This window comes from Nitratireductor aquimarinus, from assembly GCF_017255295.1.
In the GTDB taxonomy this organism is placed as follows: domain Bacteria; phylum Pseudomonadota; class Alphaproteobacteria; order Rhizobiales; family Rhizobiaceae; genus Nitratireductor; species Nitratireductor aquimarinus.
The window spans coordinates 86,045-106,192 of record NZ_JAFKDE010000011.1; the positions used below are offsets into that span (position 1 = coordinate 86,045).

Genomic DNA, 20,148 nt, shown 5'->3' on the forward strand with positions numbered 1-20,148 from the left:
CTTGCGCGACCCGCCCGGAAATGCTTCGAACCGGCTGCAATCTTCAACTCTTGTGGCTGAGTGCATCATGGCTTGCCTGATCGGCGCCTGCGCACATCTCGGCCGATTTCGGGAGCGGCAACATGCAGGACCCATTCAGGCGCGCCACGCTGGGGGCGGGCGTCTTCTACCGCGATCCGACCGCCGCGCTGGACTGGCTCGAACGGGCATTCGGTTTTGAGCGTCATACCGTGGTGCGGGACAGGGACGGTGAACTCGTTCACTCCGAAATGCGCATCGGGGATGCCTGTATCATCGTCGATTCCGAATGGTCTTCCCATGTCGCCAGCCCGGCCTCGGTGGGCGCGAAGAACACGCAGGCTCTCTACATCAAGCTCAAGGGCGCGCTCGACGATCATTGCGAGCACGCCCGACAGGCCGGCGCAGAGATTTTGCAGGAGCCGGAAGACCAGATCTACGGCGACCGCACCTATCGCGCACGCGATCCCGAGGGACATGTCTGGACATTCATCCAGCCTGTCCGATCCGTTTCCCGCGAGGAGGTTCAGAACCTGACAGGCTGGTCCATTGAGGGCTGGCACGGGGAGTAGGTGTGTGATGGGAGTAGTGAAGCCAGAGCGATGGCGGAGAGTGAAACGCCGGCGGCTGCATGCTTGTTACGGAGTTGTATAGTTCGTCCCTGAGGAACCGGAAGTCTGTCATGAGCCGGAGAACTCCACGCTAGCATGGCTCCTTACGCGAATTGGCTCGCCGAAAACCAACGTTCCAGCGCCTGCCTGCATCCTCTTGAAATCGATGGTGAGACGGAGCCGCTTGTTTGAAGATTGCAACAAGTGTAGCCTTTTAGGGTGCCAATGGGTGGATTTTTGTGAGGTACACGATGGTTCGGAATATGCTTGTCGTTGCAGCAGCCGCCTTTGCCATAGCTGGCTGCACCACCACAGAGCGGGACGTTGGCGTGGGAGCCACAGCAGGTGCTGTTGTCGGCGGATTGGCCGACGGTGGTCGAGGAGCGCTTATTGGCGCCGGCGCAGGGGCGTTGGGCGGGCTTCTCGTTCGAAACCTTCGCAACGGATATTGCGAATATCGCGGTCGCGACGGTCGGATCTACAGGGCCCGGTGCCGTAAGTAGTTCCCGATCCGAATGTGCAGGATTTTCAAGTGGCGGAATTAGACGTCCGACAGGATTTTCTGCCGGACGCGCCGCAATCCCTGAGGCATTGACAATCGTTCGTGCCCAGGGAGCTGCATTGCTCGGGCCGGTGACGCTTTCGCGGGGCCTTAGACAGTTATGAATTGACGCGCTTCATTTTCGTGATCTTCTGCGGGGATGTTCGGCGTTGCCGTTTTCTCACCGCAGGCTGATCCCTGCTGGCTTCGCACCATTTCTTCTATCCATAGTCCTCTGGCTTTTACTTTGACAGCCTGATCGTCTCCTTCTGGAGAAGGACAGGTGGCGGCTCCATCTCTGTCATCCCATGAGTACTGGCGGTTGCCGTCTACGCTGGCGTTCCCAGCGTAGACGGCAACCGGAGAACCCCATTCCTTGTCGTAATAGTCGAGGAACTCCGGCGCCGCACCTGACCAGCTACAGCGTGGTTCACCATCGGCTCATGTGAAGAGCTTTGGCATCGTTCAGGCTTTCAAGAAGTCAAGCGCGGGTGTTGTCTTCTTGACGTCGACTTCGGTGATCTCGGCAATGACGACATTGTGCTCTACGAACGGATCGGTATTGATACGCCTCTCGATCTCTTCGCGGCTTTCTCCTGTCGCCAGAATCGCGCCGCCGCCTTCCGGTGTCAGAGAGCCCACACATTGAAAGATGCCGTCGCCGAAACCCTGAGCGATCCATTCGTTGTGGGCCGGCATGAAATCCGAGGCGGCTGATTTGTTTTCGGAGAAGCGGAGATAGATGATGAACACTGTTGTCTAGTCTTTCGTTGAGGTTTGAACGGGAAGTCGGTCAAGCCACGCCTCCAGCGCGGAGACTTCCGCCCTGAGGAATGCCTCATCCTTGAGGGCGGAGACCATCACTGCGATGCCTTGCGAGCGGGCGAGAACATGCAACGCCAGAGCATCGGCATCGTCCTTATGCCCGAGCGCGCTGAACTGATCCGCAAGCCAGTCGCGAAACAGGCCGAAAATCTCTGCGGCGCGCGATTCTGCGATGTGATCCAGCTTGGCCAACTCGGTCGTTAGCGTCCCGACCGGGCATCCGAATGCCATGATCTTGGTCCGATTGGTGATGAGGATACGGATGAAAGACCGTATTCGGTCTTTCGGTGCGGCATCCGTTTCCCAGGACTCGAGCAGTGTCTGTGTTGCTGCCAGGCGACGGTCAATGACCGCGTCGAGAATATCGTCCTTGGATTTGAAGTGGTGGTAGAAATTGCCGCGGGAGATGCCGACCGCTCCCGCAATGTCCGCAAAGGATGTCGCCTCGAAACCTGCTTCGTAGAACAGCGCATCGGCCTTTTCTTCGATACGTTTGCGAGTGGCTGATCGTGACATGGAGGCCCCTGAAGAGTCGCTGTAGTCAAGATTAGGACGAGCGTCCTAATCTGTCAAGCGCGAACTCCGAAAGCGGCTGTCATGCATCGCGCAGCATTCGGTAGCATGGGCTCAGAGCGGTCGCCGGGGCCGTACACCAGCAATCCGAATGGCTGCTGTCAAAATGGCGGGTTGGAGCCCGGAGTGCGTGATGCTGCGCAGCCGCTGAATGTCGGCTTTCTTCAAGACCGCCGTCCCATCGCGGCCTATCGTTGTGGTCGCATTGTTGGAGACACCTCACATGATCTTTCGCTACACGATTCTCTACGTGGATGACGTCTCGTCGTCGCTCGACTTCTTCGTAAAGGCTTTTGGGTTCGAACGCGGCTTCCTTCACGAAAGCGGCGATTACGGCGAGTTGCTAACAGGGGAAACCAAACTGGCTTTCTCCTCAAGAACCCTCATGCGTCAGTTGGACAAGGACCCGGCGCTGCCGAGACCGGACGCCCCGACGTTCGAGATAGCATTCGAGACGGAGGATGTGGCTGGCACCCTGCAAAGGGCGCTCGACGCGGGGGCCACGCTCATTCAGGACGCGCGCGATGAACCATGGGGGCAGACAACGTCATACGTGGCGGACCCGAATGGGTATCTGATCGAAATCTGCACAGCAGTACAGTTGCCGGGTTGAGGCCATGATGGAGGAGTCAGAGAAAGCCAAAATTGTCGCTCAGTTGAAAGCTGTTGTCGCAACGGTCGAGCCGGAGGCGGCCTTTGTCGCGAAATATGGGGGAACCATGGTCGAGAGCGTTCCCGGGCAGCCCAAATCGCAGTTCTGCGGGATTTTCGCCTACAAGGACCACGTTTCCCTAGAGTTCACCAACGGCGCGCAGCTGGCTGATCCGGAAAAGGTGCTAGAAGGCGGCGGAAAGCACCGGCGTCACATCAAGCTCGCCAGCCTCGCCGACATCGTGGACAAGCGATGCGGGCATTTCCTACGTCAGGCCCGCGATCTCCAAGCCGATTTCCAATGACCAGTTGCCAAGCCCGGGTTGCGCCAGATCGGCAATCGCAGCAGGGTTCCGGCGGAGTTGGACGGGCGTCCAGCCGAACCACCGCACGAACTCTCGCGTCATGTGGGCCTGGTCGCTATAGCCGTAGTGCGCCGCGATCTCGGCAAGCGGAACACGACATGGCAGGGCCTGAACCGCCCGCCGGGCCCGACCCAGCTGACGCCAGAAGGCCGGGGTTGGAAGCGACAGGTGCCTGAACCGACGTTGCAGGGTTCTTTCCGATACGCCCTGTTGCCGGGCCAGGCGATGAACGCTGTTGCCCGGCAAGCAAAGGGCATCGATGATTTCCGAAATCTCTTGGTCATGCCGCGTGAGGGCTTCGATCTCTGTATCAAGGTTCGACACGTCACGGTCCGCGATCTCGAATTCGGCAAGGTCTAGCGTGGTGCCAGGCCGCAGCCGATATCCAGTCAGGCAGGTTCCTGCGTCGAGCCTGACCAACCTTGGCGCGAAGTCCCAGTCAGTGACTAGAAGAACCTCGCTTCCCGCCCTGCCGCAGGACAAGACAAGCAGATCGACACAACCATCTGGAAGAACCACCGAGACTTCGTTGGCCCCGACTGCGTAGGTCCAGCGATGAACGCAGGGGGAGGTAGCTTGGGTCAATGCGGGCATGACAGTCAAAGTAAACGAATAGCTGCCGTTGATCCAGAGCGAAGCAACGGCTGGCTCGTCCGCATGACAGTCATTGGGGGCTGCTGGCAGGTGGCTTTGTCACGAATGCCCGCTATTTGACCTCGCGGAAAATCGTTGAACGATGCCGGTCGAGTTTCGCGGCGTTGTGGTCAACGCTAATGCCGGCTATCCGCCAGCGGGCAATCTTGCGGCGTTCATCCACGCCAATCTGTGAGTAGGTGCGTTTCATGGGGGGCGAGAGATAAGTCATTGTTATCTCCTGCAAGTCGCAAGTCGCAAGTCGCAAGTCGCAAGTCGCACTTCAAGATAGGACTCACCCTGCTATATCAAATGATCGCATAACATACATTATGGAACCAATCTAACCCTCCGAGCGCTCCGGCGGTGCGATGAGTGAACCGGCGGTGTAGACGAGGATCGAAAGTCCCACCGCGCCCAGCGCCGCGATGCCGAGGAAGATGATCACATCTATCGGCCCGCCGAGATCCGACAGGCTGGATTTCGTCACCCACAGCACCAGCGCCACCGCCGCCACCGCGCCGAACGGCATGGAAAGCTGCGCCCACAGGAACTTCTTCATGGAAACCGAGCGGTCGCGGATCAGCACATAGATATAGGCCAGCGTGATCACCACGGCCGCCACAACCAGAAACCAGAACAGACCGCGTCCGAACATTTCTTCGAACACCGCGATCATCGTGCCAAATGTAAGGTCTTTCATGATCCTGTCCTCTCAGGCTTCGCCGCGCAGCATCGCGTTGTAGGTCGGCTTGAGCGCCAGCTCCTTCATCAGCCAGCTGATCCATAATTCTTCCAGCGGCGCGATGATGCCCGGGAAGGATGGAACGAGATTGTTCTGATAGTCGAACTCGACCAGCATCGCCCGGCCTACGCGGGTGATCATCGGGCATGAGGTGTAACCATTGTAGCTTGCCGTGCCTTCGCTCCCCGCAATGGCCGCCACCAGATGATCTTCTACCACCGGCACCTGCCATTTCACGCTGGCTGCGGTCTTTCCCTTGGGCACGCCGGCCACATCGCCCAGCGCGAAAACATCGGGATAGCGCAGGTGGCGTAGCGTCTGCATGTCCACCTCGACCCAGCCCTGATCGGTCCATTTGTCCGCCCAGGAAAGGCCCGACTGGCGCACCACATCGGGCGCGCGCTGCGGCGGGATCACGTGGAGATAGTCGTAACCAAGCTCCTTCTCGCCCTCCGGCGTGTCGAAGGTGGCGATCCGGCGGCCGGCGTCCACACGCTTCAGCACATGCGAGAGCGCCGGCGCGATGCCGCGATCCTGAAACAGCATGCGCACCTTCTCGGCCACGATGGGCACACCGAATAGCGCCTGCGAATTGTTGGCGTAGATGATCTCCGTCTTGCCGGCATTGCCGTTGGTTCTGGCAATGTCGTCGATGAGGAAGGTGTGCTTGAGCGGCGCGCCCGCGCATTTCATTTCGGTGGCGGGCCGTGTGAACACGCCGACACCGCCCTCCTCGGTGAATTTCGAGGCCGCGGCCCAGGTCCGCGCGGCATGGTCCGGTCCCGCATAAAGCGCGCCGATGCCGTTTTCGCCGACCATGTCGAGCGAGAACCCCTCGATGGCGTCGTGATCCAGAACCAGGCCCGGTGCCACAACGAGGAAATCATAGCGAACCGTCTGGCCGCCGCTGGTCGTGACCGTGCGGGCTTCCGGGTCGATTTCCGTGGCGGCCTCGGCAATCCAGTCGATGCCGTCCGGCAGCCAGTGCGCCGTCGAGGAGACGACGTAATCTGCCGGTTTCAGCCCGGCTGCAACGAGGGAGAGCCCCGGCTGATAAAGATGCCGCTCGCTTGGATCGACGATGGTGATCTTCGCGCCATCAAGCCTGCGCACCAGGCGGTTGGCGAGCGATGTGCCGGCGGCCCCTGCGCCGATGATCACGATGGAAGCGGATGTTTTCACGGTCTGGGCCGGCGCGGTGTGGGCGGATGCGCCAAGAAGGGCGCCGGCGGCGGAAAGAGTGATGAACTGGCGTCTGTTCAAGGTCAGAGCCTCCCTGCTTGTCGTGGCCTGCGGGATACTTCATCCGGAGCCACATTCATTATGATGGATAAGACAATAGACGGCTATTTTCCTTGATTAAGATCAAGCGGGGTGATGCAATACTGTCGACGCGCAGATCTCGCATCCTGTCGACAGGAATGGAATGCCCTTGATCTGCATCAACGACTTTCAGTCGGTTTCGGCTGAAGGTCAGAGGCAATGGCAGCAGCAGGAAACAGGCTCGATGATCATTCGCTCCCTGACAGAAGAAGAATGCGTCGCGGTGCTGGATCGCAACCGGCTTGGCCGGCTTGCCTGCGCCCGGGATGGCGAGCCCTATCTGGCGACGATCCACTATGTGCATGCGCAGGGCAGCCTTTATGCCTTCTCGCTTCCCGGTCGCAAGATCGATTTCATGCGCGCCAATCCGCGTGTTTCGATGCTGATTGAGGAGAAGGACGAGAAGGGCTGGCGCAGCGTGGTCGTCAATGGCCGTTTCGAGGAACTGCCAAACGAGATCGGCCACAAGAAGCAGCGTGAGCAGGCGTGGCAATTGCTGAGCCAGCACGAAAACTGGTGGCTGCCTGGCGGCCTGAAGCCGGTTCTTCCCGTCACGACGAAACAGCCGCACCTGTTCTTCCGCATTGCGGTCGAGGAAATGTCGGGCCGGCTGGCCGACCGTGAGGCGGAATAGAGCCATGGCGCAGCCTTCCGCCTTGATCCAGAACAAGGCGGATGGGCCGGACAGGGAGCATACTTGATTGCATTCAACGGTTTTGGGAGAGCGACGATGTCTTACAAGACAATACTCTGTGTGATCTCTGCCAGTCAGGGCGACAATGACCTGAAGCAGGCGCTGACGCTTTGCGAGCAGAACGAGTCTCATCTGGCCGTTCAGGTGCTCGGCATCGCCGCTCCACCGCCGGTTGGCACCTATGCCGCCACCGTTTCGGAAACCTGGGCCGTCGAGCGCCAGGCTGATATCGAGCGCCTCAGCCAGCGGGTGAAAGAGGTCAATGATATCATCGCCAGGGCGCAGGTTTCGGCGGATGTCGACAGTGTTTTCGTGGAGCGGACCGTGGTGGACGATGTGGTCGGCCGCCGGGCGCGCTATGCGGATCTCGCCGTCATTGGAGCGGATCTCAGAAACAACGAGGATCTGCGCGGCCCGGTGCTGAACGGCCTGTTCTTCCATGCCCAGATTCCCGCCATGATCTTCCCGGACGACAGGCCCATGGCGCTTGTCGCGAGCAACATCATGATTGCCTGGGATTGCCGTCTGGAGGCGTCGCGGGCCGTGCATGAGGCAAGGCCCCTGCTCGCGGCTGCCGGCAATGTCCATGTGGTGATGATCGACCCCGAGGCCGGCGAGCGCGCGGATGGCGAAGAACCGGGCGCGGACCTCGCGACTTATCTGGCCCGCCTGGGTGCGAAAGTGACCGTGGAGCGCGTCACCAGCTCCGGCCGCAGCGTCGCCGATACGCTTCAGCGTCGCGCGCAGGACATGCAGGCCGATCTTGTGGTCATGGGCGCTTACGGGCATTCGCGGCTGCGCGAACGCATTTTCGGCGGCGTCACGCGGTCGATGATCGAAGAACCGGCAGTGCCGGTCTTCATGGCGCGCTGAGCGCGGGGCACGCTGAATGGGGGCACGCTGAACGAGAGGCGCGCCAAACCGACGAAAGGGAAACGTCTGCAATGTCGATCACACCCGAACAGTGCCGCGCGGCGCGGGCCATGACCCGCGTTTCCAGAGAGGTGCTGGCCAATGCCGCGAATGTGCCGATCTTCGTGATCGAGCAATATGAGCAGATGCTGTCGGAACCGGATGATGCGCAGCTTGAAAGCATCGAGACGGCGCTTGAGACGCTTGGCGCGGAATTCATCGATGAAGACAGATATGGCGGCGCAGGTGTGCGCCTTCGGTTCGATGCGACCCTTTCCAGAAGCATGTCCGACTGGGAGAGCGAAGGCGGCCGCGCCGCCGACAATGATGTGCCCTGAGGGCCTTCTTCAGGAGAGAACGCCCTGCTCGCGCAGCATACCGATCTCGGCGCGGATCGTGTCGATGAAGGCGTTTTCGATGCGGCTCAGCGGGCGGTCTTCGTGATGGAAGATCGCCATTTCCCATGGGATGGAGGGCTTTAGCGGCCGCTCGATCACATCGTCGCCCGAAGGCAGAAGACTGCTGAACGGATCGACGATGGCAATGCCGACGCCACGCCGCACGAGGCCGTGCACCGCGCGCAGGGTGCGCGCCTCCGCCGCGATCTGGCGCTGCGCGCCGGCGGTCTGCATCATGTAGTCGACGCGGGTGCGCAGCGGGCTGCCGATGGCCAGTTCGACAAACACTTCGCGCCGCAAATCTTCAATCTGCACCACATCCCTGCCCGCCAGCCTGTGCCCTTTCGGGATCAGGCAGCGCGCCTCGCAGGCCCCCAGGTTAATCAGGCTCGCGCCATAGGGGCTCGCATCCAGCGTGATGCCGACGCCCAGATCGCAGCTTCCCTCGTTGAACATGCGCAGAAGCTCTTCAAGGCCCGTATCGACGATCTTCACCGCCACGTCCGGGTGCGTCTGTTTGAAGCGCGCCACCACATCCAGCAGGAACGTGTCCACATAGATCGGCTGTGCAGCCACCACGATGCGCCCCACCTGCCGGTTGGCGATGGCGCGCGCTTCGCGCTCAAGCTCCTGAAACGCGGTCAGTGAACGCGAGACATTTGTGTGGAACAGGATCGCCTCATGGGTCGGCATGAGCTGGTTGCGTTTGCGCACGAACAGGGGAAAGCCAATCGTCTCCTCCAACTGGCCGAGAAGGCGGCTCACCATGGGCTGGCTGATCTTCAGCGCCGCAGCCGCGCGCGTTGCGGAACCATGGCTCATGAAGGCGTCGAACGCCTCGAGCTGCTTCAGGTTCATCTGCGCATCCTCAATAGTCACTATTAATAATAGTAATACTAACAGGCATAATTTGCGAAATAAAGCATACTGTGCAAAAAAAGCGTGCGCTCGGTCCATCCGGGCGAATGGCTTCACTCTCCCAGGGAGGACCCTGCATGAAATCTGTACTGAAAAACATTGTGGCTGCTGCCGCTCTCGTTCTCGCAGCCGGCACGGCGCACGCGGGCGATTATCCGGAAAAGGCCGTGACCATCGTTGCGCCTTATGGCGCAGGCGGCGCTTCGGACATGGCGGCGCGCGCATTGGCCGAGACCGCCCGTGATTATCTCGGCGACCAGCCGGTTGTCGTGGTCAACAAGCCGGGCAATGGCGGCATGATCGGCGCTCGTTTCGTTTCCGAGATCGAGCCGGACGGTTACACGCTTCTTCTCGCCCGCGTCGGCATGGCGCTCTACCCGGCGGTTCAGGAAAGCTCCCCGGTCGGTTGGGATGGCTACACCTTCCTCGGTTCGCTCGAAGCAACCCCGATGATCCTCGCCGTGGCGGAAAACTCCCCCTACAAGTCGGCTGAAGAGCTCATCGCGGCGATGAAGGCCGAGCCGGGCGCCCTCACCTATGGCGCATCCGGCGCGACCGCCATTGACGGCTTCACCGTTCAGGCGCTGCTGGCCGACAATGAACTCGACCCGCTGACGGCAGCGACCCTCGTGCCCTACAAGGGCGGCGGCGCTCTCGCGACCGCGCTTCTGGGCGGCCATGTGGATTTCCTCGCCATCGCGGCCGGTTCGCTGATGCCGCATATCGAGTCCGGCAAGATGCGCGCTCTGATGGTCTACGCACCGTCGCGCATGGACACGCTGCCTGACGTCCCGACCGCAGCCGAGCTCGGCTTCGACAAGGCTGGCCAGATCACCGGCTGGAGCGCACTCTACGGCCCGAAGGATCTGCCGGAAGAGGTCGTGACCCGCTGGCAGGAAACCCTCAACAAGGTTGGCGAGGACGAGACCTGGCTTGAGCTGGCCAAGCGCCGCGGCTCCATCTCCACGGCTGGCAAGGAAGACATGCCTGCCTATGCCAAGTCGCAGTACGAGCTGTTCAACGGGCTCGCCCGCGAGTTCGGCTACATTCAGTAAGCCAACTTAAGAACCAGGAGGACGCGGCATGCTGAACAAGGGAATGCTCCGGGGCTTTTTGATCGCCCTTTTCTTCGGCGTGGTGCTTTTTGCACTGATCCCGATCCACGTGCCGCGTCCTTCCTTCATTCCAGGCTTCGCGCCCCCGCCAGACATGTGGCCGCGCACCGTCTCGATTCTGGGCCTCGCGCTCGGCATTCTGGCGATGGTGCTTGTGGCTCTCAGCGGCGGGCGCGCAGCTCCGGAAGAGGCGGAATATTCGCCTGCCTCGCCTGCGGAATGGCGCAACCGGCTGATCCGGCTCGCGCTGGCGCTCGCCGCATTTGCAGGCTTCGTCTTTCTTGCGCCGCGCCTCGGTTTTCTGCCGTCATCGATGCTGCTGGCGCTCGCTGCCTTCATTCTCGCCGGAGCTTCGTCGCGCTGGGTCGCAGTGCTTGCGCTGGCCGTCCTGCTGCCGCTCGGCCTGCAGCTCTTCTTCGGCAATGTAACGCACACGCCCTTCCCTCAGGGGAGCTGGGGCATCTTCCCCACCTTCAACTGAGAACGCCACCAGGACCGCTCAACACATGTGGAACGATCTTCTTTTCGCATTCGAATCCGTCGCCACGCTGGCCAATGTGCTGGCCATGGGCGCAGGCATCCTGGCCGGTGTGATCATCGGCGCCATTCCGGGCATGACCGGCACCATGGCGGTGACGCTCGCCCTGCCCTTTACCTTCTATCTGTCGCCCGTCACCAGCATTCTGCTGCTCGTTGCGCTCTACAAGGGCAGCACCTATGGCGCGTCGATCTCGGCGATCCTCATCAAGACGCCGGGCACGGCGTCCGCTGCCTGTACGGTGCTTGATGGCTGGCCGCTCGCCCAGAAGGGCAAGGCCGGCAAGGCGCTCAACATGGCGCTCATCTCGTCCTGTATCGGCGATTTCCTGTCCAACATTTCGCTGATCTTCCTCGCGGCCCCGCTGGCGCTTCTGGCGCTGCGCGTTGGTCCGCCCGAATATTTCATGCTGATGGCCTTCGCGCTGACCATGGTCGCCTCCATTTCCGGCGGCTCGCTGTTGCTCGGCGTCGTGTCGGCCTGTTTCGGTCTGCTTCTGGCAACCGTCGGCGAGGACATGTACGGCTCGTTCCGCTTCGCCATGACCGAGGACATGAAGGGTGGCCTTTCCGTGGCACCCGTTCTGATCGGTCTGTTCGCCCTGCCCGAGCTTCTGCGTCTCATCGTTTTCCGCGAGGAAAACCATGGCCAGGCCATGAAACTTGGCGACAACCGGCTGACGCTGGCGGAATTCCGTGGCTCGGTGAAATCCATCATCCGCGGCAGCTTCATCGGTGTGATTCTGGGCGCCATTCCGGGCATCGGGCCGTCGGCCGCCGCCTTCTTTTCCTATGGTGAGGCGCGTCGCTCCTCCCCCAACAGCGAGAATTTCGGCAAGGGCGAGCTGGAGGGCATCGCGGCTTCTGAATCGGCCAACAATGGCTGCTGCGGCGCGACCATGATCCCGCTTCTGGCGCTCGGCGTTCCCGGCGACGTGATCACCGGCGTCATGCTCGGCGCGTTCATGATCCAGGGCCTCACGCCCGGCCCGCTTCTGTTCCAGAACAATCTGAACGAGGTCTACATGCTGTTCATCGGCATGATGTTCTCCTCGGTTCTGCTGTTCGGTGCGGGCAAGCTGACGGTGCGCTTCTTCTCGCACATCGCGTCGATCCCGCAGGTGCTTCTGACGCCTGTGGTCCTGATGCTGTGCGTCTATGGCATCTATTCGATTTCCAGCAACATGTTCGACGTTACCGTCCTGCTCATCATGGGCGTGGTCGGCTTCATCATGCTGCTTTTGAACATCCCCCCGGCGCCGTTCCTGATCGCCTTCATTCTGGGGCCGATGTTCGAGGACAATCTGCGCCGCGCGCTGGCCATTTCGCGCGGTGACCCGTCCGTCTTCTTCCAGTCCGCCATTTCCTGGATTTTCGCAGGTCTGATCGTGTTCTTCGTCGGCCTGACGATCCGCCGGGAGTGGCAAAAATACCGAGAGAACCGTGCTGCACAGAATGCCTGAGGCCGAAAAGTCCACCATGTCACTGCTTGAGAATGCCAAGAGCCACCTGAAGGATCTGGTCGCCTTCGATACGACGAGCCGCTACTCGAACCGGCCGCTCATCGACCACATGGCGGCGTTCCTGCGGGAATACGGCATCGAGCCGGTCATACTGCTGGACGAGACGGGCGAGAAGGCAAACCTGATCGCCCGCATCGGCCCTGCCGACGTTCCCGGTGTCGTGCTGTCCGGCCACACCGATGTGGTGCCGGCGCTGGAAAAGGGCTGGACTTCCGGTCCCTTCGACCTGACCGAGCGCGACGGAAAGCTCTATGGCCGCGGAAGCTGCGACATGAAGGGCTTTGCCGCCTGTGTCATGGCGATGGTGCCGCAGCTTGCAGCCGCGAAGCTGGAAAGGCCGGTCTGGCTCTGCTTCTCGCATGACGAGGAAGTGGGCTGCCTCGGTGCACCGGCCATCGCCGAATGGCTGGCCGCGCTCGACGTGCCGCCCATGCTGGCGATCATCGGCGAGCCGACCGACATGACGCTGGTGACCGGCCAGAAAGGCAAGATCGCCATGCGCTGCCATGTGCATGGCACGTCCGGCCACTCCTCCTTCGCGCCTGATCACGTCAACGCCATCGACTATGCGGCGCGCATCGTTTCGATGATCGCCGAACGCGGCGAGCAGATCGGCGAGGAAGGCCCCTTCGACCGCGACTTCACGGTGCCGCATTCGACCATGCTGGCGACCATGATTTCCGGCGGCGTCGCCACCAATGTGACGCCGGATCTGTGCAGCTTCACCTTCGAGATTCGCAGCCTGCCGACCCATGATGCGCGGGCCGAACTGGAATCTCTGAAAAAGCGCGCAAACGAAGAAATTTTGCCGAAAATGCAGGCGAAATGCGCCGAAACCGGCATCGAATGGGAAGAAATTTTCGCCTATCCGGCGATGGGCGACAGCACGTCGACCGACGGCTTCGCCTTCTTCCGCGACATCATGCCGGAGTGGTCGGGCAAGGTGTCCTACGGTTCGGAAGGCGGTGTGTTCGAGACCATCGGCGGCATCCCGTCGGTAATCGTCGGCCCCGGCTCGATCCGCCAGGCGCACAAGCCCGACGAGTTCGTTGCCATTGAGCAGCTGGACCTTTGCCTCGATTTCCTGGGCAAGGTCGCCCGGAAGGTCACCGAACCGGCCTGACCTAAGCATTCCGGCCCGGCCGCTCATCGCGGCCGGCCCTCCCCTGACGCAGAGTTCTGCACAACCGCGTCAGCCTGCTTGACAAGCAGCACCGCCTTCGCCCACCCTAACGCCTCACCTGGGGGGTCCCGCCAAGGGGCTGAGATTCTGCTGGCATGGTTTTCCATGCAGCGCAGTGACCCGATGAACCTGATCCAGTTCATACTGGCGTAGGGATGGTGCATGCTTGGCGGGTCACAGGCTTATCGCGGCCGAAAACCGTTTCCGTACAGGAACGTCACAGCTCTTCCTCCTCTCGGCACGAACTGGGTCTCCATTGCTGAACGAGCAGAGGAGGCTCTGAACCCATGGACGCATTTGCCCCGACCGTAACCACCGGCCCGTTGCCGGCGTCGCGCAAGGTCTACAAACCCGGAACGCTTCACCCCGAGATTCGCGTGCCCATGCGCGAAATCGCCGTGCATCCAAGCGCCGGCGAACCGCCGGTGACCGTCTACGATTCCTCCGGCCCATACTCTGATCCCGACGTGCTGATCGAGATCGACAGGGGCCTGCCGCGCATCCGCGAAGCCTGGGTAAAGGCGCGCGGCGACGTGGAAGCCTATGAGGGACGCCACGTCAAACCGGAAGACAATGGTTTTGCCACCGGCGACCGGCTGACGCCGGAATTTCCCATTCGCCATCAGCCGCTGAAAGCGAAGGACGGCAAGGCCGTCACGCAGCTCGCCTATGCGCGCGCCGGCATCATCACGCCGGAGATGGAATTCATCGCCATCCGCGAAAACCTCGGACGCGCGCAGGCCAAGGCCGCGCTTGCCCGCGACGGCGAGAGTTTTGGTGCATCGATCCCCGATTTCGTGACGCCGGAATTCGTGCGTGACGAGGTGGCGCGCGGCCGGGCCGTGATCCCCTCCAACATCAACCACCCGGAAGCCGAGCCGATGATCATCGGCCGCAACTTCCTTGTAAAGATCAACGCCAATATCGGCAATTCCGCCGTCACCTCCTCCATGGCAGAGGAAGTGGAAAAGATGGTGTGGGCGACGCGCTGGGGTGGCGATACGGTGATGGACCTGTCGACCGGCCGCAACATTCACAACATCCGCGAATGGATCATCCGCAATTCGCCCGTGCCGATCGGCACCGTGCCGATCTATCAGGCGCTGGAAAAGGTGAACGGCATTGCCGAAGATCTGAACTGGGAGGTGTTCCGCGACACGCTGATCGAACAGGCCGAACAGGGCGTCGACTATTTCACCATCCATGCGGGTGTGCGCCTGCACTACATTCCGCTGACGGTCGACCGTGTCACGGGCATCGTTTCGCGCGGCGGATCGATCATGGCCAAGTGGTGCCTGCACCATCACAAGGAGAGCTTTCTCTACGAGAACTTTGCGGAAATCTGCGACATCTGCCGCGCCTATGACGTGTCGTTCTCGCTGGGCGACGGCCTGCGGCCGGGCTCCATCGCCGACGCCAATGACGCAGCCCAGTTTGCCGAGCTGGAAACGCTGGGCGAACTGACGAAGATCGCCTGGGAGAAGGACTGTCAGGTCATCATCGAAGGCCCCGGTCATGTGCCCATGCACAAGATCAAAGAAAACATGGACAAGCAGCTCGAGGTCTGTGGCGAGGCCCCGTTCTATACGCTTGGGCCGCTCACCACGGACATTGCGCCGGGCTATGACCACATCACGAGCGGCATCGGCGCGGCGATGATCGGCTGGTATGGCACGGCCATGCTCTGCTACGTCACGCCGAAAGAGCATCTGGGCCTGCCCGACCGTGACGACGTGAAGACGGGCGTCATCACCTACAAGATCGCAGCGCATGCGGCGGACCTCGCCAAGGGGCATCCGGCGGCGAAGATCCGCGATGATGCGCTTTCGCAGGCGCGCTTCGAGTTCCGCTGGGAGGATCAGTTCAACCTCTCGCTGGACCCGGAAACGGCGCGTAATTTCCATGATCAGACCCTGCCGAAGGAAGCGCACAAGGTGGCGCATTTCTGCTCCATGTGCGGCCCGAAATTCTGCTCCATGCGCATTTCCCACGACATCCGCGCCGAGGCGCAGAAGGAGGGGATGGCGAAGATGGCGGAGAAGTTCCGCGAGGGCGGCGATCTCTACATGCCGCTCGACCAGGTGGCGGCGGAGAACGGGGACTGACCCATGCATGTCCTCATTCGCGGGGCCGGCATTGCCGGCCTCACGCTGGCCCATGAGCTTGTCCGGGCGGGCGCGCAGGTGACTGTCTGCGACGTTCGCGCCGGACCGGCGGGCAGCGCCTCATGGCTTGCCGGCGGGATGCTTGCGCCCTGGTGCGAGCGCGAGAGCGCGGAGGAGCCGGTTCTGACACTGGGACGCCTTGCTGCGGACTGGTGGGACACGGCGCTGCCCGGCCATGTGTTGCGCAATGGAACGCTGGTGGTCGCACCTGCGCGCGATGCAGCGGAACTCAACCGCTTCGCCACCCGCACGGGCGGCCATGCGTGGCTGGATGGCGACGGCGTGGCCGCACTGGAGCCCGATCTCGCCGGACGGTTTCGGCGTGGGCTCTTCTTCCGGGACGAAGCGCATCTCGACCCGCGCCGGGCGATGACGGCGCTGATCGCCGGGTTGAAAGCGGCAGGTGTACGCTTCGCTTACGGTAATGATACGTCGGTTGAGGCGGACAGGATTGCCTATTGCACCGGCATGGCGGCCGCTGACGACGGGCTGCGCGGGGTACGTGGCGAAATGCTTCTGCTGCGCACGAAAGAGATCAGCCTTTCACGCCCGGTGCGTCTGCTTCATCCGCGCATTCCGGTCTACATCGTGCCGCGCGAGGGGCATCACTTCATGGTCGGTGCGACGATGATCGAAAGCGATGATGACGGGCCGATCAGCGCCCGCTCGACAATGGAACTCCTGAACGCAGCCTACAGCCTGCACCCGGCCTTTGCGGAAGCGAAGATCGTGGAGACGGGCGCCGGCGTGCGCCCGGCCTATGCCGACAATCTGCCGCGGGTGAAGCAGACCCGGGAGGGGATCAGCGTGAACGGTTTTTATCGCCATGGCTTTCTGCTCTCGCCCGCAATGGCGCAGGAGGCGGCGGCCCTGATCCTGAACGAACGCGTGGAGGCTCTGAATGAAGCTCACGGTTAATGGCGAGGAGCGGCGCGTGACGGCAACGACGCTTGCCGCCCTTCTCGACGAACTCGACTATGCGCCCGACTTTCTCGCCACGGCGCGCAATGGCGAACTGGTGCGGGCGGGGGAACGCATTCTCTGCACACTTGATGAAGGCGACCGGATCGAAATTCTCTCGCCCATGCAGGGAGGCTGACATGCTGACGCTCTACGGTGAAACACTGACATCGCGGCTTCTGCTGGGCACTGCGCAATACCCCTCCCCCGCCATCATGGCCGAGGCGGTGCGGGCTTCGGCCTGCGATATCGTGACCGTGTCGCTGCGACGCGAGACGGCGGGAAACCGCACTGGCGGGCAGTTCTGGGAGCTGATCCGGGAACTGGGCGTGCGGGTTCTGCCCAACACGGCCGGATGCCACTCGGTGAAGGAAGCGGTGACCACGGCGCAGATGGCGCGCGAGCTTTTCGGCACGGACTGGATCAAGCTCGAAGTGATCGGCCACCATGACACGCTTCAGCCGGACGTGTTTGGCCTCGTGGAAGCCGCGCGCATCCTGAGTGCCGAGGGTTTCAGGGTGTTTCCCTACACGACCGACGATCTGGTGGTGGCCGAACGGCTTCTTGAGGCGGGATGCGAGGTTCTGATGCCCTGGTGCGCGCCCATCGGCTCGGCGCGCGGGCCTGTGAACGTGGACGGATTGCGGGCGATTCGGGCGCATTTCCCCGACATTCCGCTGATCGTGGATGCGGGACTCGGACGCCCCTCGCATGCGGGCATGGTGATGGAGCTTGGGTTCGATGCGGTTCTTTTGAACACGGCCGTTGCAAAGGCCGGCGATCCGGCAGCGATGGCGGCAGCCTTTGCCGGGGCGGTCGAGGCCGGCCACGTGGCCTTTCGCGCCGGGCCGCTGGAGCCGCGCGACATGGCCGTTCCCTCAACCCCGATTATTGGCAAGGCCGTTTTCGAATGAAGCTTGATCCCTTTTATCTCATCGTTGACAGCGCGGCGTGGATTGCCCGGCTTGCGCCTCTGGGCGTGAAGCTGGTGCAGTTGCGCATCAAGGAGATGGATGCGCAAAACCTCAAGGCCGAGATCGCCGAGGCAAAGCGCATCTGCGCCGGTCACGACTGCCAACTGATCGTCAACGACCACTGGCGGCTTGCCATCGAGACGGGCTGCGATTTCATCCATCTGGGACAGGAAGATCTGGCGGAAGCCGATCTTGGCGCGATCCGCGCGGCGGGGATGAAGCTTGGCATCAGCACCCATGATGGAGCGGAACTGCGCACGGCGCTCGCCGAAAAACCGGAATATGTGGCGCTCGGCCCGGTCTATCCAACGATCCTGAAGAAGATGAAATGGGCGCCGCAGGGGCTCGACCGGCTGGCCGACTGGCGAAAGCGTGTCGGCGATGTGCCGCTGGTGGCGATTGGCGGGCTGAACCCGGAGCGGTTGCCCGGCGTGTTTGAAGCGGGTGCGGACAGCGCCGCCGTGGTGACGGACATCACTTTGAACCCCGATCCGGAAGCGCGCACCCGCGAATGGCTGGCGGCGACGGAGAAATGGCGATGAGCGCTGCGCATGTGCTGGTGGTCGCCGGCTCGGATTCCTCCGGCGGGGCCGGTATTGCGCGCGACATCGAGACGATTTCGGCGTTCGGCGTGAAGACATGCCTTGCCGTGACGGCAGTGACCGTGCAGACGCATGAGGCGGTGAGCCGCGTCGACCTCTGCGCCCCTGAGATGGTGGAAGCGCAGATGCTTGCCGCCCTTTCGGCCAACCGGGTGACGGCGATCAAGATCGGCATGCTGGGAGCCGGTGAGACGGTGGAGCGCGTCGCGGCCATTCTGCGCGCAAATGCCGACATTCCGGTGGTGCTCGATCCGGTGATCGCTTCGTCTTCCGGGCGGGCGCTGCTTGCCGAAGACGCGATTGAAACCATGCGCGAAAAGCTGATGCCGCTTTGCAGCCTTGTGACGCCCAACCTGCCGGAACTGGCGCTTTTGACGCGAGAGGAAGAAGCGGAATGCGAGGCTGACCGGCATGCCCAGGCAGGCCGGATGCTTGCCGGGGGCGTGCGCGCGCTGCTGGTGAAGGGTGGACATGCGCGTGGTGTTCGCGCGGTTGACACGCTCTTTCGGGCGGACGGGCCACCGCTTCATTTTGATGGACCGCGCCTGCCCGGCGCAATGCGCGGCACCGGCTGCATGCTGGCGAGCGCCGTCGCGGCTGACCTTGCCCGGGGCGATGCGCTTGAGGCAAGCGTGCGGACGGCCAAAACCCATCTTTCCGAACGCTGGCTGGCTGCCTGAGGCAGGCTGCGCCCGGCTGTCACTCAGCGTCAGCCTTGGTGAGACACTAAAACCATTTCAATCCTCGTTCGATGGCGTATAAAACGCCCCGCGCCTGCGGGCGCTTTCCCTTTCAGATCACAAGTTCAGGCAAAGCCATGACCGAGAAGACGTTTCACATCAATCTTACCTGCGAAGATCGCCCCGGCATCGTGGCGGCAGTGACGACGGAACTCGCCGGTCTGGGTGCGAACATCGCTGAATCCAACCAGTTCTGGGATCGCCAGAGCAACCGCTTCTTCATGCGCATTGCCGCGACCGCGCCCGAGGGCGTGGAACGCGACGGGCTGATGCGCGCGCTGGAGCCGGCCATTGCGCGCTTCGACATGAAGACCGCGATGAGCGACTCGACGCGGCGGCCGAAGATCATCATCATGGTGTCGAAGTTCGACCACGCGCTGCTGCACCTGCTCTACCAGATCCGTGTCGGCTGGCTGGACGCCGAGGTGGTGGCCATCGTTTCGAACCATGAGGATTCACGCCGCACGGCGGAGATGGAGGGCATCCCCTATCACTGCTGGAAGGTGAACAAGGAGAACAAGCAGGAGCAGGAAGCAAAGCTGCTTGAGCTGTTCAAGGAGACGGGCGCGGATCTCGTCATCCTCGCGCGCTATATGCAGGTGCTTTCGAACGAGCTCTCGAACCGTCTCTACGGCAAAGTGATCAACATTCACCATTCGTTTCTGCCGAGCTTCAAGGGCGCGAAGCCCTATCATCAGGCGCATGAGCGCGGCGTGAAGCTGATCGGCGCGACGGCGCATTATGTGACGCCGGATCTCGATGAGGGGCCGATCATCGAGCAGGAAACCGAGCGTGTGACGCATGCCATGACGGCAGAGGATTTCGTTGCCACCGGCCGCGACATCGAAAGCCGGGTTCTGGCCCGCGCCGTGAAGCTGCACCTGGAAAACCGGGTGATGATGAACGGGCACAAGACGGTCGTCTTCGGGTGACACCTGTCAACAGAGTGTCGTGAAGGGCGCTCGGGTGTTTTGATCCCGTTCTCCGGTTTTCGTCATGCCCGGCCCTGAGCGGGGTATCCATGCCGTCGTCGGCGCAAATGATTGCGGTTCTGGCATGGATCCTCGGGTCAGGCCCGAGGATGACGAAGTGTGGAGGTGGGCTGGGGTTGGTTCGGCCTGTTGTCGCGTGGTTTTGCCTCT

The 20,148-nt window shown here is 62.0% G+C and carries 24 protein-coding genes, 1 pseudogene and 1 riboswitch; of the genes and pseudogenes, 18 read left to right on the plus strand and 7 right to left on the minus strand.

Features of this window, described 5'->3' with window-relative positions:
• Positions 1–122: 122 nt before the first annotated feature.
• Together JYP46_RS18675 and JYP46_RS18680 are read left to right on the plus strand one after the other, a co-directional pair.
• Entirely contained in the window at positions 123–590 is a 468-nt protein-coding gene (locus JYP46_RS18675) for a VOC family protein (RefSeq protein ID WP_113157049.1), read from the plus strand.
• 302 nt (positions 591–892) lie between these two features.
• Positions 893–1,132, plus strand: a complete 240-nt coding sequence (locus tag JYP46_RS18680; protein WP_113157161.1) for a YMGG-like glycine zipper-containing protein — start codon at positions 893–895, stop codon at positions 1,130–1,132.
• A 503-nt stretch (positions 1,133–1,635) separates the two neighbouring features.
• On the opposite strand, the gene JYP46_RS18685 is transcribed toward JYP46_RS18680, so the two are convergent.
• Together JYP46_RS18685 and JYP46_RS18690 are read right to left on the minus strand one after the other, a co-directional pair.
• Positions 1,636–1,923, minus strand: a complete 288-nt coding sequence (locus tag JYP46_RS18685; protein ID WP_113157048.1) for a YciI family protein — start codon at positions 1,921–1,923, stop codon at positions 1,636–1,638.
• A gap of 6 nt (positions 1,924–1,929) precedes the next feature.
• Positions 1,930–2,511, minus strand: coding sequence for a TetR/AcrR family transcriptional regulator (locus JYP46_RS18690; RefSeq protein ID WP_206548954.1), 582 nt, complete (start codon positions 2,509–2,511; stop codon positions 1,930–1,932).
• Positions 2,512–2,791: 280 nt separating this feature from the next.
• Here JYP46_RS18690 and JYP46_RS18695 point away from each other — a divergent pair, with 280 nt between their 5' ends.
• Both JYP46_RS18695 and JYP46_RS18700 read left to right on the plus strand, forming a co-directional pair.
• Positions 2,792–3,181, plus strand: coding sequence for a VOC family protein (locus JYP46_RS18695; RefSeq protein WP_206546457.1), 390 nt, complete (start codon positions 2,792–2,794; stop codon positions 3,179–3,181).
• Positions 3,182–3,188: 7 nt separating this feature from the next.
• Entirely contained in the window at positions 3,189–3,524 is a 336-nt protein-coding gene (locus tag JYP46_RS18700) for a DUF1801 domain-containing protein (RefSeq protein WP_206548955.1), read from the plus strand.
• Here the strand turns inward: JYP46_RS18700 and JYP46_RS18705 are convergent.
• The 4 genes and pseudogenes from JYP46_RS18705 to JYP46_RS18720 form a co-directional block, all read right to left on the minus strand.
• On the minus strand, positions 3,486–4,004 hold the full coding sequence (locus tag JYP46_RS18705) for a helix-turn-helix domain-containing protein (RefSeq protein WP_206546455.1): 519 nt from the start codon (positions 4,002–4,004) through the stop codon (positions 3,486–3,488). The two genes, JYP46_RS18700 and JYP46_RS18705, sit on opposite strands and share 39 nt — an antisense overlap.
• Before the next feature lie 289 nt (positions 4,005–4,293).
• Positions 4,294–4,428, minus strand: a pseudogene (locus tag JYP46_RS18710) (helix-turn-helix domain-containing protein); the annotation flags it as partial.
• A 132-nt stretch (positions 4,429–4,560) separates the two neighbouring features.
• Positions 4,561–4,920: a DUF5368 domain-containing protein gene (locus JYP46_RS18715; RefSeq protein WP_113157044.1), complete on the minus strand. Its 360-nt coding sequence runs from the start codon at positions 4,918–4,920 to the stop codon at positions 4,561–4,563.
• Positions 4,921–4,932: 12 nt separating this feature from the next.
• Entirely contained in the window at positions 4,933–6,225 is a 1,293-nt protein-coding gene (locus JYP46_RS18720) for an NAD(P)/FAD-dependent oxidoreductase (protein ID WP_206548956.1), read from the minus strand.
• 244 nt (positions 6,226–6,469) lie between these two features.
• On the opposite strand from JYP46_RS18720, the gene JYP46_RS18725 reads away from it, so the two are divergent.
• From JYP46_RS18725 to JYP46_RS18735, 3 genes are all read left to right on the plus strand, one after another.
• Positions 6,470–6,919 carry a pyridoxamine 5'-phosphate oxidase family protein gene (locus JYP46_RS18725; RefSeq protein ID WP_113157042.1) on the plus strand — a complete coding sequence of 150 codons (450 nt, stop codon included), beginning with the start codon at positions 6,470–6,472 and terminating at the stop codon, positions 6,917–6,919.
• Between the two features lie 96 nt (positions 6,920–7,015).
• Positions 7,016–7,852: a universal stress protein gene (locus JYP46_RS18730; protein WP_206546453.1), complete on the plus strand. Its 837-nt coding sequence runs from the start codon at positions 7,016–7,018 to the stop codon at positions 7,850–7,852.
• A gap of 71 nt (positions 7,853–7,923) precedes the next feature.
• Positions 7,924–8,229 carry an XRE family transcriptional regulator gene (locus tag JYP46_RS18735; RefSeq protein ID WP_113157040.1) on the plus strand — a complete coding sequence of 102 codons (306 nt, stop codon included), beginning with the start codon at positions 7,924–7,926 and terminating at the stop codon, positions 8,227–8,229.
• Between the two features lie 9 nt (positions 8,230–8,238).
• Here JYP46_RS18735 and JYP46_RS18740 read toward each other — a convergent pair whose 3' ends face one another.
• Positions 8,239–9,147 carry a LysR substrate-binding domain-containing protein gene (locus JYP46_RS18740; protein WP_113157039.1) on the minus strand — a complete coding sequence of 303 codons (909 nt, stop codon included), beginning with the start codon at positions 9,145–9,147 and terminating at the stop codon, positions 8,239–8,241.
• Between the two features lie 137 nt (positions 9,148–9,284).
• Here JYP46_RS18740 and JYP46_RS18745 point away from each other — a divergent pair, with 137 nt between their 5' ends.
• The 11 genes from JYP46_RS18745 to purU all read left to right on the plus strand — a co-directional run bounded on the left by JYP46_RS18745 (position 9,285) and on the right by purU (position 19,938).
• A complete protein-coding gene (locus tag JYP46_RS18745) occupies positions 9,285–10,262 on the plus strand; it encodes a Bug family tripartite tricarboxylate transporter substrate binding protein (RefSeq protein ID WP_113157038.1) in 978 nt (325 codons plus the stop codon).
• Positions 10,263–10,290: 28 nt separating this feature from the next.
• Positions 10,291–10,803: a tripartite tricarboxylate transporter TctB family protein gene (locus JYP46_RS18750; protein ID WP_206546451.1), complete on the plus strand. Its 513-nt coding sequence runs from the start codon at positions 10,291–10,293 to the stop codon at positions 10,801–10,803.
• Between the two features lie 25 nt (positions 10,804–10,828).
• Positions 10,829–12,322, plus strand: a complete 1,494-nt coding sequence (locus JYP46_RS18755) for a tripartite tricarboxylate transporter permease (RefSeq protein WP_113157037.1) — start codon at positions 10,829–10,831, stop codon at positions 12,320–12,322.
• Between the two features lie 16 nt (positions 12,323–12,338).
• Complete coding sequence (gene argE / locus JYP46_RS18760; RefSeq protein ID WP_236042286.1) at positions 12,339–13,505, plus strand: acetylornithine deacetylase; 1,167 nt, start codon at positions 12,339–12,341, stop codon at positions 13,503–13,505.
• Between the two features lie 109 nt (positions 13,506–13,614).
• A riboswitch (TPP riboswitch) is annotated at positions 13,615–13,739 on the plus strand.
• A gap of 113 nt (positions 13,740–13,852) precedes the next feature.
• Positions 13,853–15,670 carry a phosphomethylpyrimidine synthase ThiC gene (gene thiC / locus JYP46_RS18765; protein WP_206548958.1) on the plus strand — a complete coding sequence of 606 codons (1,818 nt, stop codon included), beginning with the start codon at positions 13,853–13,855 and terminating at the stop codon, positions 15,668–15,670.
• 3 nt (positions 15,671–15,673) lie between these two features.
• Positions 15,674–16,648: a glycine oxidase ThiO gene (thiO, locus tag JYP46_RS18770; RefSeq protein WP_206548959.1), complete on the plus strand. Its 975-nt coding sequence runs from the start codon at positions 15,674–15,676 to the stop codon at positions 16,646–16,648.
• Positions 16,632–16,829, plus strand: coding sequence for a sulfur carrier protein ThiS (thiS, locus tag JYP46_RS18775; protein WP_113157033.1), 198 nt, complete (start codon positions 16,632–16,634; stop codon positions 16,827–16,829). The genes thiO and thiS overlap by 17 nt, the downstream gene beginning before the upstream one ends.
• A gap of 1 nt (position 16,830) precedes the next feature.
• Positions 16,831–17,604, plus strand: a complete 774-nt coding sequence (locus JYP46_RS18780) for a thiazole synthase (protein ID WP_113157032.1) — start codon at positions 16,831–16,833, stop codon at positions 17,602–17,604.
• Positions 17,601–18,206, plus strand: coding sequence for a thiamine phosphate synthase (locus tag JYP46_RS18785; RefSeq protein ID WP_206546444.1), 606 nt, complete (start codon positions 17,601–17,603; stop codon positions 18,204–18,206). The genes JYP46_RS18780 and JYP46_RS18785 overlap by 4 nt, the downstream gene beginning before the upstream one ends.
• Positions 18,197–18,946: a hydroxymethylpyrimidine/phosphomethylpyrimidine kinase gene (locus tag JYP46_RS18790; protein WP_244974888.1), complete on the plus strand. Its 750-nt coding sequence runs from the start codon at positions 18,197–18,199 to the stop codon at positions 18,944–18,946. The genes JYP46_RS18785 and JYP46_RS18790 overlap by 10 nt, the downstream gene beginning before the upstream one ends.
• Positions 18,947–19,083: 137 nt before the next feature.
• A complete protein-coding gene (gene purU / locus JYP46_RS18795) occupies positions 19,084–19,938 on the plus strand; it encodes a formyltetrahydrofolate deformylase (protein ID WP_206548961.1) in 855 nt (284 codons plus the stop codon).
• Positions 19,939–20,148: the final 210 nt, after the last annotated feature.

Bases quoted from the DNA above. Each gene is read 5' to 3' on its own strand.
- JYP46_RS18755 (WP_113157037.1), top strand. From the start codon at position 10,829: ATGTGGAACGATCTTCTTTTCGCATTCGAATCCGTCGCCACGCTGGCC.
- JYP46_RS18695 (WP_206546457.1), top strand. From the start codon at position 2,792: ATGATCTTTCGCTACACGATTCTCTACGTGGATGACGTCTCGTCGTCG.
- thiC (WP_206548958.1), top strand. From the start codon at position 13,853: ATGGACGCATTTGCCCCGACCGTAACCACCGGCCCGTTGCCGGCGTCG.
- JYP46_RS18785 (WP_206546444.1), top strand. From the start codon at position 17,601: ATGAAGCTTGATCCCTTTTATCTCATCGTTGACAGCGCGGCGTGGATT.
- JYP46_RS18780 (WP_113157032.1), top strand. From the start codon at position 16,831: ATGCTGACGCTCTACGGTGAAACACTGACATCGCGGCTTCTGCTGGGC.
- JYP46_RS18735 (WP_113157040.1), top strand. From the start codon at position 7,924: ATGTCGATCACACCCGAACAGTGCCGCGCGGCGCGGGCCATGACCCGC.
- JYP46_RS18680 (WP_113157161.1), top strand. From the start codon at position 893: ATGCTTGTCGTTGCAGCAGCCGCCTTTGCCATAGCTGGCTGCACCACC.
- thiO (WP_206548959.1), top strand. From the start codon at position 15,674: ATGCATGTCCTCATTCGCGGGGCCGGCATTGCCGGCCTCACGCTGGCC.
- JYP46_RS18700 (WP_206548955.1), top strand. From the start codon at position 3,189: ATGGAGGAGTCAGAGAAAGCCAAAATTGTCGCTCAGTTGAAAGCTGTT.
- purU (WP_206548961.1), top strand. From the start codon at position 19,084: ATGACCGAGAAGACGTTTCACATCAATCTTACCTGCGAAGATCGCCCC.
- JYP46_RS18715 (WP_113157044.1), bottom strand. From the start codon at position 4,920: ATGAAAGACCTTACATTTGGCACGATGATCGCGGTGTTCGAAGAAATG.
- JYP46_RS18675 (WP_113157049.1), top strand. From the start codon at position 123: ATGCAGGACCCATTCAGGCGCGCCACGCTGGGGGCGGGCGTCTTCTAC.
- argE (WP_236042286.1), top strand. From the start codon at position 12,339: ATGTCACTGCTTGAGAATGCCAAGAGCCACCTGAAGGATCTGGTCGCC.
- JYP46_RS18790 (WP_244974888.1), top strand. From the start codon at position 18,197: ATGGCGATGAGCGCTGCGCATGTGCTGGTGGTCGCCGGCTCGGATTCC.
- JYP46_RS18690 (WP_206548954.1), bottom strand. From the start codon at position 2,511: ATGTCACGATCAGCCACTCGCAAACGTATCGAAGAAAAGGCCGATGCG.
- JYP46_RS18745 (WP_113157038.1), top strand. From the start codon at position 9,285: ATGAAATCTGTACTGAAAAACATTGTGGCTGCTGCCGCTCTCGTTCTC.
- JYP46_RS18740 (WP_113157039.1), bottom strand. From the start codon at position 9,147: ATGAACCTGAAGCAGCTCGAGGCGTTCGACGCCTTCATGAGCCATGGT.
- JYP46_RS18730 (WP_206546453.1), top strand. From the start codon at position 7,016: ATGTCTTACAAGACAATACTCTGTGTGATCTCTGCCAGTCAGGGCGAC.
- JYP46_RS18750 (WP_206546451.1), top strand. From the start codon at position 10,291: ATGCTGAACAAGGGAATGCTCCGGGGCTTTTTGATCGCCCTTTTCTTC.
- thiS (WP_113157033.1), top strand. From the start codon at position 16,632: ATGAAGCTCACGGTTAATGGCGAGGAGCGGCGCGTGACGGCAACGACG.
- JYP46_RS18725 (WP_113157042.1), top strand. From the start codon at position 6,470: ATGATCATTCGCTCCCTGACAGAAGAAGAATGCGTCGCGGTGCTGGAT.